This is a genomic window from Methanobrevibacter sp. (genome assembly GCF_036307625.1).
Lineage (GTDB): Archaea > Methanobacteriota > Methanobacteria > Methanobacteriales > Methanobacteriaceae > Methanocatella.
In genome coordinates this window covers 17,830-30,832 of sequence record NZ_JAXJXF010000051.1, presented here as the reverse complement: position 1 = coordinate 30,832, position 13,003 = coordinate 17,830, and the positions used below count along the sequence as shown (strand labels likewise).

Genomic DNA, 13,003 nt, shown 5'->3' with positions numbered 1-13,003 from the left:
AACAGTTGTTTTAATGAGACTATAGCTTAAATAATAAGTTTTATATTTTTTGAAGATCAATAAACATTATTAAAAGTTTTTTGTGCAATATCCCCCAATAATACTGAAACCGTCAATCCTCCAGAATCTTAGACACACATCCGGCAATCAAACCTGCAAAGATACTGTCAAGAACAGGAGGCAATCCATAAATAATTCCGGGCTTTGCTTCAATATATCTTTTAAAGTTAAAAGTTGCCTTGGTTCCTGCAATTTGATTTGAGATGGCCAGACCCAACACATCATCACTGTACAAGTTTGAAACATCCCTAAATTCCCTAATGCGATTTCCAGCAAAATCCTGTTCTGTTCTCAATGCGGCCACCAAAAGAGCAATAACATTAACATCAGCCAATGATTTAAGAATTTGCGCTTCCAATCTGGCATTAAATTCTTCACCAACAAGTGACTCATCAACAAGTTCAGTTCCCGCCTCTACAAGATCCCCAATCAATATTCCTTCAGATACGAAATAATCCAAAATTCCAAATGTCAAATCGAGTTTTTCAAATGCATCTTCCATGCTGATTTCTATTGCTTCTTCCAGATTGACCTTGAACTCATTCAAATCAAAATCATCATAATCTGCATTGTTAATATCTAAGCCATCACCATCCGTTTTTGGAATATTGGCCAATACAGCTAAAAAATCATTGGCATTTAAAATGTTCTGTATATGAAACGGCAATGCCATGTTTGCAAGTACTTTCGCCTTGATGTTAACAATTATTTTAAATATTTTAAGCAAATCCCTTGGAGAAACAATTTTGTCTACATAAACAATATGACTGACATTGATTCTGGCATCCACAAAGCCTTTTGGAGAATTAGCTACTTTCAGCTGATCAGTAAAGTCTTCAACAAAAACATCATTGGAAATAAAAGTAAAAACTGTCAAATCACCGTATGAATTTTTAAAATAGTTAATTGAATCTGCAGCCTGAGCAATATAAGAGCCATGAGACTGATTGAATGTTTCTGCCTTTTTAGCAGTAGCTTTAAAATCATCTTTAGCATTAACAACATTAACATTTTCAACTATGTCAATGCCATCAGCTACCGTAAAGTCACTGAATGCCAAAAAATAATTGGGATTGTGAATGCAAATCCCATAATCTTTTTCGATAATGTCGAATTTCATAATATAACCTATCAATTTATACAATAATATATTAATTATTTAATTTAAATTATAGTATAATATTTAGAAAGGACTTTTTATCATGACAATAATTATTGACCCACAATCCAGCGGAATTGCTGGAAATATGATTATAGGAGCACTAGTCGATTTAGGTGCCAACAAGGATGAATTAAAAGAGATAATGGAAAAATCTGCAGAGCCTTTTGGTAAAGTCAATGTGAACTTCATCAAAGTAACAAAACATGGCATTGACTCCACATTCTGCCATGTTGAAATGCTTGAACATAAACATTCCATAAATTATCCCGAATTCATTGAAAAAATAAATAATCTGGATTTAGATGAAAATGTTAAAAAAACCTCAATAAAGGTATTTGAAAGAATTGCCAAGGCAGAAGCAAAAGTTCATGGTAAAACCATGGATACAGTACATTTTCATGAAGTTGGAGCCAGTGATGCAGTAGCAGATGTTATCGGGTCAATTTATGCATACTACTTACTGAACATGGACAAACAAAAAATAATAGGCCTCCCAATTGCTGTTGGAGGCGGCAGAGTCAAAACAGCACATGGAATAATACCTGTTCCAGCACCTGCCGTTGTGGAAATTTTAAAGGATGCAAATATCGTTGGAGGACCTGTGGACAGCGAACTGGCAACACCGACAGGCAGTGCAATTTATGCAGAAATCTGCGATGAAATAACCGAATTCATTCCACAGATAAAACCTAAAAAAACAGGTTATGGTGCAGGCAGAAAAGATTTTGACCATCCGAACGTTTTAAGGATCATAGAAGCATCGGACATTTCTCAAAAAGACAATATAGATGTTATTGAAACAAATCTCGACCATTTAACTGGTGAAGAAATAGGATATTTATTCGACAAACTAATGGACACAGGCGCCAGTGACGTTTCAATCACCCCAATAATCATGAAGAAAAATCGTCAGGGAAGCCTTTTAAAAGTAATATCTCCAAGAAAAAATAGGGAACAACTCATCAATGTAATATTTAAAGAAACTGGAAGTTTAGGAATTAGAATAGCTCCAAATATGCATAGAGGAATTGCAAAAAGAGAATTCATCGAAAAAGAAGTTGAAATTAATGGGCACACATATGAAATAACATTCAAAAATGGTTATGTTAATGGAGAGTTGATTTCATCAAGACCAGAATATGAAGATTTAAAAAGAATTGCCCAGGAAACTGGAATTCCATTAAGAAAAATCAAAGAGATGATAAAATGAAAAAAGCAATTTCAGTATTATCCGGAGGACTTGACTGCACAGTTGCAACAAGCGTATATTCAAAAAACTATGAAATCCATGCAATCACATTTAATTATGGACAAAAGAGTTTTAAAAGAGAACTTCAAGCTTCAAAGGAAATTTGTGAAAAAATGGGTTTCAAACACTATGTTATTGATTTGCCGTGGCTGGCTCAAATCAGTACTTCAAGCCTCAATACTGATGAAGACATTCCTGAAATAAAAGAAGATGAACTAGACAATTTGGAAAAAAGTAAACAAACCGCAAGCAGCGTTTGGGTTCCAGCCAGAAACATGGTTTTCACAGCCATTGCAACATCTTTTGCAGAAAGTATTGGAGCGGAAATAATTATTGTCGGATGGGATGCAGAGGAAGCTGCAACATTTCCCGACAACTCCAAGGAATTCATGGATGCATTTAATGAATTGATAAGTATCGGTTCACCGGAAAATATAAAAATTGAAGCACCAGCAATTGATTTGAATAAAGAGGAAATTGTTAAATTAGGTGTAGAAGTTGGTGCTCCAATGGAACTTAGCTATTCCTGTTATGCAGGTAGAGAAAAACACTGCGGCGTTTGTGAAAGTTGTATGCGACGAAAACGAGCATTTAAAAAACTAAAAATAAAAGATTTAACAGAATATGAAAAATAATCAATCATATTTCTCCAAATCTTCTTTCCAGTTAATTTCATCCAAATTCTTGCTAACCCTCAAATGATTAGTAGCACGCTCAAGAGAACAATATACATCACCAAGGCTTTCTTTGGACTTTCTATGATTGGCAATTCTGGACTTTTTAAATCCAATAGCACCCGCTTCAGAATAGGAATCAATATCCGCACCCAGGAAAATAAATTCCCAATTATGATTGCTAATCATGCTTTTGATTTGAGATTTGGAATATTCAATGGAAGAGTTTTCCTTACCATCAGTCATAACGACAAATAATACATTATTGTCAATTTTATGATTGAGGCTTGTGATTGTTTTTCCAATAGCATCCAAAAGGGCAGTTGTGCCACCTACACAGTATTCTTCTGAAGTCAATTGAGAAACATCTTCAATAGGTTTTCTCTCATACAACATGTCATAGCGGTCATTAAAAAGAACGGCAGTTACTTTAGTGTTGAATCCTTTATTTCTTTCTTTTTCGATGAAAGAATTAAATCCACCCATAGTATCTTCTTCAGAGCCCCACATTGACCCGCTTTTATCTATTACAAAAATTAAATCCAAATCCTGGTTTTGAGGTTGTTCATTCATAATTTACACTTCCATTAAAAATTGTGTTGCAGATATTAACTTTATTAATAAAATGTTAATAACTTACACACAATATATTAACATGAAGTAGTATATATACATTTCGAAAAATATTACAAAAAATAAAGAAAAATAAAAAAAGAGCTATTCAAGTCTATTCAATATGTCCAAGCCCTCATCAGAAAGCCTATAAAGACGACCTTTTCTAACTTCAGGATTAATGCATTCAACAATGTCTTTTTCTTTTAACTGCCTTAATACATTAGATATATGATTAGTTAGTATACCACTATCATTAGCAATTTGTTTAGGCATTTTTACATCAGTTTTTAGAGATTTTAATACCTTAACCCTATAGGTAGACCTAGCAACATATTTAAATTTATCATCCATTCAAATCACTCATATAAGTTTGTTTCCACAGTTGGTGCAAAATGAATCACCATCTTCAACCAAAGCGCCACAATTCGGACACTTAAGCTCAATTTCAAATTTAGCACCACAATTGGTACAGAATTTATCATCCGAATCTGCCATAGCACCACAATTTTGACAATATTTCTTATTATCCGAAACCATATGATTTGCTGCAAATTCTTGTTTTGGAGTAGGAACATCACTTAAAACTGGAGCGGAATAAAAATCCTTTTGATTTTCAATTTCCACTATCAACTCATTCATAACAGCTATCCTTTTACTATCAGCGGGATGTGTAGAGAAAAAATCATGATTATTTGGATTGCCCCCAGCCATGCTTTGCCAAAATCTAGGAATCCCTGAAATGTCATATCCTGCCCAATGAATTATCATCATGCCCAGCTTATCTGCTTCCAATTCCTGATCCCTTCCCCATGGATTCATTAAGAAAAATTGAGAACCTACACTTGCAACATTAGTGGCGGCTCTTGTAAGATCACCTGCACCACCAAAACCTAAAATATCCAATGCAAAACTACCAATCCACGCTGCAGAAGTAATGGCATTTTGAGCATTTTGAGCACTGACTCTGGTTCTTGAATGGTCCAGAAGAGCGTGTGCCATTTCATGACCTAAAATAAATGCAACCTTCTCTTCGCTATCTGCAACAGACAAAATGCCTGAAAACATCACAATTTTACCTCCAGGCATGCAAAATGCATTTACAGTATCATTTGCAACCAAATGAAAATCCCAATCATAATAATCCTCAGTATAATCGCTTCTGCCGATTCGAGCTAAATAGCCTTCGACGGCTTGAATCAATCTTATGGCAATATTTCTGAGTTGTTGGCCCTGAGGAGTATTATCAAGAAGTTGAGATTGATTAATCATGGAATAATACTCATTATAAGACTGCTGCAGAAATTTATCATCATTAACCATATCAAAATGAGATTTTCCAGTAAATGGATTGATACTGCTCCTATCATCTTTCGCCATAATGAATCACATCTAATAATATATTGATAATTTGTGTTTAAAAAGTTTTTTAAAAGATAATAAATATATAAAAAACCAGTTATGACAAAAAAGATTTTAATAATTTTAATAACATTAGTGTTCATAAGCAGTGTTTGGGCTCAGAATGAGTCTATTGTAAAAATAAATGGAATTAACTTTGAAATACCTCCAAAATATCAAAATGGAGAATTTGAAAATAACAGATACAGATTAGAAAATCAATTTTCCATCGAATGCATTGATGACAACATTCCAAAACACATTGGACTGTGGGCCAGCGAAAAAGACTACAGCAAAGATTTGAATATTGAGCAACACCCAGTTAGACATTATTTCCAATATAATCAATATATCCATGACAATCAGTCACATGCATATTTTGCATCAGGAAACTCAATCTATGAACTCGCATGGATTGGAAACAGCATACCTAAAGACATAGAAAATATGATAAAAAGCACACCACCCTCCAAAATATCAGACCATGACTTCAGTCAAAAACTAGACAACTCCATCAAGATATACAAATCAGAAAAAATTAAAAAATTAAATGATGATGGAGAACAAAATTATCTTGAAGCCAAATACCACTCACAAATACCTTCCGACCAACAAGATGACAGACAATTTAAAGAGATTTTATTAACCTATTATAAGTAAAATAAATACTGTCATAAATTTTATATAAGTTAACAATCAAATATTAAACTAATATAAGATTATTAAATGTAACTAAATATCAAAAATTTAATTTACATCAATAATTTTTACAAACAACGTGAGTGAATTTAAATGAATAGAACAAAGAAATTAATCATAGCTATTCTTGTTATCGTTCTTATTGGTTTAATAGCAGTGATAATAGGTGCACTATTCACTGGTCCTGATTTAACCAATGAAAGTAAGAATATACTTGTATTAGCTTCTGATAAAACTGAACAATCCAACGGTGGAGTGGATATGGCATTCATGATTCGTTTAGAAAATGGATCATTGAAAAATTACACCCCAATATATCCTGGAGGAATGACTCACCCTTCACAACCCGCACCTGGAGGACTAGGTGGTAGAATGTTCATGCACGATTGTCTGTGGGATGGATTGGATGTTGGAATGGATTATGCAAAAGAAATTGTAGAAGCCAACACTGGAATGAAATCCGATGCTGTAGTTGTCGTTTATGATGAAGGTGTGGATAACGTTATCAATTCTATTCGTCCACTTATAGTAGATGGTAAAGAAAGTAATCTTACTGCAACTGAAATCATACGTGAAAACGATGCATACCAAGGTTACCCTGGCAATGAAAATGTTCAAGGAAACATGTCTAGAGCAGATGCAGTCATGGTATTAGTAAAAGCACTTGCAAATGCAACAAAAGACCCTAATAAGAAAAGTACCATGATTAAAACAGCATTAAACGAATATTCTAAAGGAAATATTGTAATGAAGCCTGAAGGTTCATTTACCAGATTGCTTGCTACAAAAGGATTTGAAAGTTTAACTAGCTGATCTTTAAAGGATTTAACAAATTCTTTAAAGAATTTTTTTTATTTAACTTTTTTTAAAATATTGGACTAAATTCAGTCCCCCATAATGAATTCAGAATTTTTTTTAGAGTTTAAATCAATACTTTTTTAGGTACTTAAATTCTGAGAATTCGAATAACTATTTTAAAACAAATGCCTACTGTCAAATATGATGTAGATATGGAATCTCAACTTTTACTTATTTTAAATTTAAAACAAATGATATGGATGTCGCCCAATACTTGTGTAAAATGCAATTGAAATATTCATCTGTTCAAAATCCTTTCAACTTCATCTTTATGCTCAAACAACACACAGCCACCATCATGGTCATCCATCAGAATGCCCCCATCCCTTAGGGATTTAAACAAGTTTGAATTCAAAGCTTCCATAAGAGATGCATCCTTGACATTAACATCAGAATATGGTGAAGCGGGACATGGTTCAGCACCGCCATGAGAGTTAATATGGAAAAATCCCCTACCTGCTGCAAGACAGCCTCCGGATGTCTTTTCATCTCCAGGGAATGATAGAAATATCATGTCAGAATATTCCTGACGCAAACAAATAATCTCCTCCAATAACAATTCCCTTTCATCATTACCAGGAGCCAAATCTAGAGTATCTTCATCAACAGGGACATATTCAATGAAAAATAATACTTTACATCCCAAATCATGCAATTGACCAATATATTCATTTGAAAGTATAGTTGACAAATTCCCTTTTGTAAATGTGATTGAAGCACCAAAGATAATATTATTTTTTCTCATATATTCCATTGAATCAATCAGTTGTCTATAAACACCCTTTCCTCTTCTAAAATCTGTTACATCCTCATTTCCTTCAATTGATAAGACTGGAACCAGATTTCTATTTTTATCTAACAAATCATAATAATCCTCATCCAACATGGTACCATTGGTAAATATCGGGAACAGAATTTCATGATATCTGCTTGCTTTTAGTATGACATCCCTTCTAAGCATCGGCTCGCCACCGGCAAGAACAATGAAACTTATTCCAAGTTCCTTTGCCTGTTTGAATACGTCTTCCCACTCATCACCAGTAAGCTGGTTTTGCGGCTTGTCGTCAGTGCATGCATCATGTGCACGTGAATAGCATCCAGTGCAGTGTAGGTTACAGCTGCTTGTAATGCTTGCTATCAAGAAAGCCGGAATATTTTTACCTTTTTTATCATATTTTTGTCTGATTTTAGTGGCTTTTTTAGCATGTTTTGAAAATTTAAGCAAAAACAGACTTTCCTTCGGATTTTTTAGTGTTGCACGCATTGCATCCTTCATGATGATTTCAACACCGCCGGCCAGATAATCTTGAATATCAAAATCCATTTAATTCACCTTCACACAATCAAGTAGGAAATTAGCATGCTCTTCTGCTTGGTTAAAGAAATCTTCAAGAGAACTTTGAGGAATGTCCTCATATTCCACACAGATTTCCAAAATAAGATAAATCGGAAAACTGTAATATTCCTTTGCCAATAGCTTTGGATTGCATTCCTGGCGAATTATATGATTTTCCTTTAAAATAGTGAAAAATCCCTCCCAGAACATCATTGGCTTGGCAAGAATCTCATCTTGGAAAAATTTCCTGATTACATCGTTATGGTGCATCTGAATGAATAACAGTTTCCAGATTTTAAGGTTCTTTTCCTGTGAAAACATTTCCTTTATGGCTTCGGAACCTTTATGATAAAACTCTTCTGGATTTTGAAGCAGCATTTCATTGTTTGCATTCAAATCCAAATCTTTACTATTAAGCAACTCATCATATTCAAAAAGATTGGTCAAATAGTCAAATATATCCATAAGTATTGCTTCTTTAGAGGAGTAATGACTATATATTGAACTTTTTTTAATTCCCACTTCTTCAGCAATTTCTCTAAGGGAAACTGAATCATATCCTTTCTTTGAAAATAAATCAAGAGCCACATCAAAAATCTTTTCTTTAGTATTCATATTTCCTACCTACCGTTCGTTAGGGATATTATATGAATTATAATATATAAATGTATGCAATATGTTCCAGTTCAAAAATCAAATCCAAAACAACAACAGTTAATGTTAATGTCAAAAAGTAAAAAAAAACCGATGATTATTCGTTACCTGTTCCATATTTAAAACAGGTACTGGTTTTTTTAGAGTAACAATTATTACAACTTTGACAAATTGAAAGACCATCACCCTTGGTTTTCCAGTCCGCTAAAAAGTCAGCCTGTGCAACAAACGGTTTGGACATTGACATGAATTCGACATTAGTATTGTTTAAAACATCATTCATTGATTTCATATCCCTTAACGATCCGCCCAAAATAACGGGAATGTCGACATCATCAATCAAATTATCAACATATACCAAGAAAGGATTCTTTTCGTTTCCATCATAGAGATAAGAAATTGTACGTGCAGTTAATTGAATACTATCCGCACCCGCTTTTTCAAGTTCCTTTGCAACTTTGAGACTCTCTTCAGCAGTCATTCCGTCTTTTCTAACATCCCATGGGTTAATTCTAATACTCACATGCATGTCCATTGTTTTTTTAATTACCTTAATGATTTCAGATGCAATTCTTACACGGTTTTCAGTGCTTCCACCATATTGATCTTCTCGTTGATTAAAGTAAGGATTTATGAAACGTGCCAGATAAAAATTATTTCCCATATCAATTTGAATTCCATCAAAACCAGCAAATGAGAATTTTTTAGCGGCCATTATTACTTCCGCTTGTAATTTTCTAATTCCATCAATTGTCAGGTCATTTGGTTCAGCTTTTTGGTTATCCCCATCATCATAGTAAAAGAATGCTAACTGCCCAAGAATTGGAACATCATGATTATGGCAGATATCCGCTATCATCTTGTAATCCTTTACAAAACCCACATAATTTAAATTTGCGGAGTATGGTGCGAAACGGTCCTTGTAATCCAGCACAAACATTTCGGATATTATCAAACCTGTACCGCTACTTGCAATTTTTTCATACCTATCATAAATAGCGGGAGAAAGAAATCCTCCTTCTTCTGTTTCAGTTTCCCAAGTACCAGTTCTAACAATACGGCTATTAAGATTTAAATCTCCTAATTTACATTTATCAAAAATATCCTTCATAATAATCCCACAAATTTATTTTTTCATATATAATCATAAGTATATAAAAACATCAGTAAGTTTAAAGTTACTAAAAAAAAAGCTTAAAAAAAAAGAGTAAAAAAAGGTAATCTATTCGATTACCATTAAAGTATCTCCAGCGCTAACTGCATCACCCGGTTCTACAAAGATTTCCTTTACAACACCATCAACTTCAGATTGAATATCATTTTCCATCTTCATAGCTTCAATAACACAGATTGTGGATCCTTTAGTTACTTTGTCCCCAACATTAACATTGAGTTTAATTACCATACCCTGCATAGAGGAAGTTATTCCTCCTTCAACTGGTTTGAAGTTTCCAGAATCGGTTTCTTCAATTTCCATAAATCCAGTAGGCATGATTTTAACTTCAAATACGTCTCCATCAACTTCAACATTATATTGAGTTGGAATTCCAATACCTTCATCTTCATTGATTAAATTAGGAGCTTTAAGTTCTTCTTCTTCAGCTTCACCCTTAAGGAATTTTGGAGCGATTGGAGGATATAATGCATAAGTCAATGCATCTTCATCAGATTTGACAAAACCCTCTTTTTCACCTTCAGATTTAAATTTATCAAATTCAGGTTCTAATAAATCTGCAGGCCTACAGGTAATTACCTCATCTTCACTAATGATTTTTTCAGAAATTTCCTTATTTACAGGAGCAGGAGGTTTACCATACATTCCTTTCATATATTCTTTAACTTCATTGGATACAGTTTTGTATCTTTCTCCACCCAATACATTCATTACAGATTGAATACCAACAATTTGGCTTGTTGGAGTTACTAAAGGTGGATATCCCATATCTTTTCTAACACGTGGCATTTCCTCCAATACATCATTATATCTGTCTAGAGCATTTTGCTCTTTAAGTTGTGAAATGAGGTTTGAAAGCATTCCACCCGGAATTTGATACAACAATACTTCAGCATCAATACTTTCAGAAATCGGGTCCAAGATACCTGCATATTTTTCTTTAATATCATCAAAGTATTTTTTAATGTGAGTTAATAATTTTAAATCCAAACCAGTATCATATTCAGTGCCTTGCAATGCTGCAACCATACTTTCAGTAGGTGGTTGGCTTGTTCCCCAAGATAGAGGTGAAATAGCTGTATCTAAAATATCAACACCAGCTTGACAAGCTGCATAATAACTAATTGGAGTCATACCACTTGTACAGTGACAATGTAAATCCACAAGCAAATCAGTTTCTTCTTTCAATGCAGAAACTAAATCATAAGCAGCAGTAGGAGTAATTAAACCAGCCATATCTTTAATTGCAACAGAATCACAATCAAGTGCTTCTAACTCTTTAGCCAAATTCACAAAATCATCTAAAGTATGTACGGGACTTATGGTATAACTAATTGTTCCCTGAACGTGTGCCCCTTGATCTTTGGCAACTTTAATTGCTTTTTCCATATTTCTGATATCATTTAAAGCATCGAAAATTCTAAAAATGTCTACTCCATTTTCATAGGATTTTTCTACAAATTTTGTTACAACATCATCAGGATAATGTTTATAACCTACCAAGTTTTGTCCTCTCAAAAGCATCTGAATAGGAGTATTATTGAATTCAGATTTCAATTGTCTTAATCGGTCCCATGGGTCTTCATTTAAATATCTTATACAAGTATCAAAAGTAGCTCCACCCCAAGCTTCAACAGAGAAATATCCAACCTTATCCATCTCCTCAGCAATAGGAACCATGTCTCTTGTTCTCATCCTAGTCGCTAGTAAAGATTGGTGAGCATCACGAAGAGCTGTTTCTGTAAATCTAACTTTAGCCATTAATTACACCTCTTTTAATTTTTATTCATAAAATAATCTTAAATTATCCAACTATAATATATGTTTTTATTATTATATAAATTATAAACATTGAAAATTGAATATATCTAAAAAAAATGAGTTAAAAAAATAATTAAAAATAAGAAATATAAAAAGAAAAAAATAGTGTGAAAAATTACCTTTCCAATTCGCCAGAAATGAATTTTTCAACATTTTCATATGCTTCGTCATCTGTGTATTGAATCGGAGGGTGTTTCATAGTGTATGAAGAAATAGAAGTTAATTGTCCACCAATACCTCTTTCTAAACCAATTTTACAACACCTTACAGCATCAATTACACAACCTGCAGAGTTTGGAGAATCTTCTACACTTAATCTGAGTTCAATATTCATAGGAACATCACCAAATGTACGACCTTCCATTCTGAGGAAACATAATTTGTTATCATTTTGCCATGGGACATAATCACTAGGTCCAATGTGGATATCACGGTCATCCATTCTTTGAGTTAAAACAGATTGGACAGCTTCGGTTTTGGATTCTTTTTTAGAATCTAATCTTTCCCTATTAAGCATATTTAAGAAATCAGTGTTACCACCAGTATTGATTTGATAGGTCTTGTCTAATTTTACACCCCTATCCATAAATAAACTAGCTAGTGTTCTGTGAGTAATAGTAGCACCAATTTGAGCTTTAATATCATCTCCAACTATAGGAATTCCTTTTTCTCTAAATTTCGCATCCCAATCATCATCACTAACAATAAATACAGGCATACAGTTAACATAAGCAATTCCTGCATCAAGTGCGCATTGTGCATAGTATCTTGCTGCCTGTTCAGAACCTACCGGCAAATAATTTACCAATATTTCAGCACCGCTTTCTTTCAAAACGCTTACAATATCAACAGGTTCTTCATCACTTACAACAAAAGTGTATTCATCGTCATAATTAGACATGTGTTCTGCAACACCATCTAAAACATGACCCATACTAACTTTTACGTCATATTTAGGAATATCTTCTTGGAAAACAGTTGTACAATTAGGTTTTGCAAAAATTGCTTCATCAATTGTTTTTCCAACTTTCCTTGCATCAACATCAAAAGCTGCAACAACTTCAATATCACTAGGTTCGTATCCTCCAATGTCCCAATGCATAAGTCCTATCGCATCTTCTGGTTTTTTACCATCATAATAATGAATTCCTTGAATAAGAGAACTGGCACAGTTTCCCATTCCTACAATAGCTATTTTAATTTTATCCAAAAATAACACCAGCTAATAAATTTAATTAAGTAATAATTTTATTAAATAAAACACTAATATAATGTATATACTATAATTATATAAAAGTATGCT

General features: G+C 33.4%; 13 protein-coding genes. 4 read left to right on the top strand and 9 right to left on the bottom strand.

The window, feature by feature from the left end; translation table 11 throughout:
- Window positions 1–112 precede the first annotated feature (112 nt).
- A complete protein-coding gene (locus tag UIB65_RS03125; RefSeq protein ID WP_330039671.1) occupies window positions 113–1,180 on the bottom strand; it encodes a phosphatidylglycerophosphatase in 1,068 nt (355 codons plus the stop codon).
- An 82-nt stretch (window positions 1,181–1,262) separates the two neighbouring features.
- On the opposite strand from UIB65_RS03125, the gene larC reads away from it, so the two are divergent.
- Together larC and queC are read left to right on the top strand one after the other, a co-directional pair.
- Window positions 1,263–2,432, top strand: a complete 1,170-nt coding sequence (larC, locus tag UIB65_RS03120; protein WP_330039670.1) for a nickel pincer cofactor biosynthesis protein LarC — start codon at window positions 1,263–1,265, stop codon at window positions 2,430–2,432.
- Window positions 2,429–3,106, top strand: a complete 678-nt coding sequence (gene queC / locus UIB65_RS03115) for a 7-cyano-7-deazaguanine synthase QueC (RefSeq protein WP_330039669.1) — start codon at window positions 2,429–2,431, stop codon at window positions 3,104–3,106. The genes larC and queC overlap by 4 nt, the downstream gene beginning before the upstream one ends.
- Here queC and UIB65_RS03110 read toward each other — a convergent pair whose 3' ends face one another.
- The 3 genes from UIB65_RS03110 to UIB65_RS03100 form a co-directional block, all read right to left on the bottom strand.
- The gene (locus tag UIB65_RS03110) at window positions 3,107–3,718 is read right to left on the bottom strand and encodes a vWA domain-containing protein (RefSeq protein WP_330039668.1); all 612 of its coding nucleotides are present in this window, start codon (window positions 3,716–3,718) and stop codon (window positions 3,107–3,109) included.
- Window positions 3,719–3,862: 144 nt separating this feature from the next.
- The gene (locus UIB65_RS03105; protein ID WP_330039667.1) at window positions 3,863–4,111 is read right to left on the bottom strand and encodes a transcriptional regulator; all 249 of its coding nucleotides are present in this window, start codon (window positions 4,109–4,111) and stop codon (window positions 3,863–3,865) included.
- Window positions 4,112–4,120: 9 nt separating this feature from the next.
- Window positions 4,121–5,137: a M48 family metallopeptidase gene (locus UIB65_RS03100; RefSeq protein WP_330039666.1), complete on the bottom strand. Its 1,017-nt coding sequence runs from the start codon at window positions 5,135–5,137 to the stop codon at window positions 4,121–4,123.
- A gap of 81 nt (window positions 5,138–5,218) precedes the next feature.
- Here UIB65_RS03100 and UIB65_RS03095 point away from each other — a divergent pair, with 81 nt between their 5' ends.
- Window positions 5,219–5,818 (top strand): hypothetical protein, encoded by a 600-nt coding sequence (locus UIB65_RS03095; RefSeq protein ID WP_330039665.1) that lies wholly within the window; start codon window positions 5,219–5,221, stop codon window positions 5,816–5,818.
- Window positions 5,819–5,950: 132 nt separating this feature from the next.
- On the top strand, window positions 5,951–6,670 hold the full coding sequence (locus UIB65_RS03090) for a DUF4012 domain-containing protein (RefSeq protein WP_330039664.1): 720 nt from the start codon (window positions 5,951–5,953) through the stop codon (window positions 6,668–6,670).
- 283 nt (window positions 6,671–6,953) lie between these two features.
- On the opposite strand, the gene UIB65_RS03085 is transcribed toward UIB65_RS03090, so the two are convergent.
- From UIB65_RS03085 to UIB65_RS03065, 5 genes are all read right to left on the bottom strand, one after another.
- Window positions 6,954–8,039 (bottom strand): radical SAM protein, encoded by a 1,086-nt coding sequence (locus tag UIB65_RS03085; RefSeq protein ID WP_330039663.1) that lies wholly within the window; start codon window positions 8,037–8,039, stop codon window positions 6,954–6,956.
- Entirely contained in the window at window positions 8,040–8,666 is a 627-nt protein-coding gene (locus UIB65_RS03080; RefSeq protein ID WP_330039662.1) for a TetR/AcrR family transcriptional regulator, read from the bottom strand.
- A 136-nt stretch (window positions 8,667–8,802) separates the two neighbouring features.
- Window positions 8,803–9,816: a tRNA-dihydrouridine synthase gene (locus tag UIB65_RS03075; RefSeq protein ID WP_330039661.1), complete on the bottom strand. Its 1,014-nt coding sequence runs from the start codon at window positions 9,814–9,816 to the stop codon at window positions 8,803–8,805.
- A gap of 111 nt (window positions 9,817–9,927) precedes the next feature.
- Window positions 9,928–11,640: a sodium-extruding oxaloacetate decarboxylase subunit alpha gene (gene oadA, locus UIB65_RS03070; protein ID WP_330039660.1), complete on the bottom strand. Its 1,713-nt coding sequence runs from the start codon at window positions 11,638–11,640 to the stop codon at window positions 9,928–9,930.
- Window positions 11,641–11,815: 175 nt separating this feature from the next.
- The gene (locus tag UIB65_RS03065) at window positions 11,816–12,910 is read right to left on the bottom strand and encodes an inositol-3-phosphate synthase (protein WP_330039659.1); all 1,095 of its coding nucleotides are present in this window, start codon (window positions 12,908–12,910) and stop codon (window positions 11,816–11,818) included.
- Between the last annotated feature and the right edge of the window lie 93 nt (window positions 12,911–13,003).

Excerpts from the sequence above, each read along its gene's own strand:
- larC (WP_330039670.1), top strand. The coding sequence starts at position 1,263 with ATGACAATAATTATTGACCCACAATCCAGCGGAATTGCTGGAAATATG.
- UIB65_RS03110 (WP_330039668.1), bottom strand. The coding sequence starts at position 3,718 with ATGAATGAACAACCTCAAAACCAGGATTTGGATTTAATTTTTGTAATA.
- UIB65_RS03095 (WP_330039665.1), top strand. The coding sequence starts at position 5,219 with ATGACAAAAAAGATTTTAATAATTTTAATAACATTAGTGTTCATAAGC.
- UIB65_RS03085 (WP_330039663.1), bottom strand. The coding sequence starts at position 8,039 with ATGGATTTTGATATTCAAGATTATCTGGCCGGCGGTGTTGAAATCATC.
- UIB65_RS03105 (WP_330039667.1), bottom strand. The coding sequence starts at position 4,111 with ATGGATGATAAATTTAAATATGTTGCTAGGTCTACCTATAGGGTTAAG.
- queC (WP_330039669.1), top strand. The coding sequence starts at position 2,429 with ATGAAAAAAGCAATTTCAGTATTATCCGGAGGACTTGACTGCACAGTT.
- oadA (WP_330039660.1), bottom strand. The coding sequence starts at position 11,640 with ATGGCTAAAGTTAGATTTACAGAAACAGCTCTTCGTGATGCTCACCAA.
- UIB65_RS03080 (WP_330039662.1), bottom strand. The coding sequence starts at position 8,666 with ATGAATACTAAAGAAAAGATTTTTGATGTGGCTCTTGATTTATTTTCA.
- UIB65_RS03090 (WP_330039664.1), top strand. The coding sequence starts at position 5,951 with ATGAATAGAACAAAGAAATTAATCATAGCTATTCTTGTTATCGTTCTT.
- UIB65_RS03125 (WP_330039671.1), bottom strand. The coding sequence starts at position 1,180 with ATGAAATTCGACATTATCGAAAAAGATTATGGGATTTGCATTCACAAT.
- UIB65_RS03075 (WP_330039661.1), bottom strand. The coding sequence starts at position 9,816 with ATGAAGGATATTTTTGATAAATGTAAATTAGGAGATTTAAATCTTAAT.
- UIB65_RS03100 (WP_330039666.1), bottom strand. The coding sequence starts at position 5,137 with ATGGCGAAAGATGATAGGAGCAGTATCAATCCATTTACTGGAAAATCT.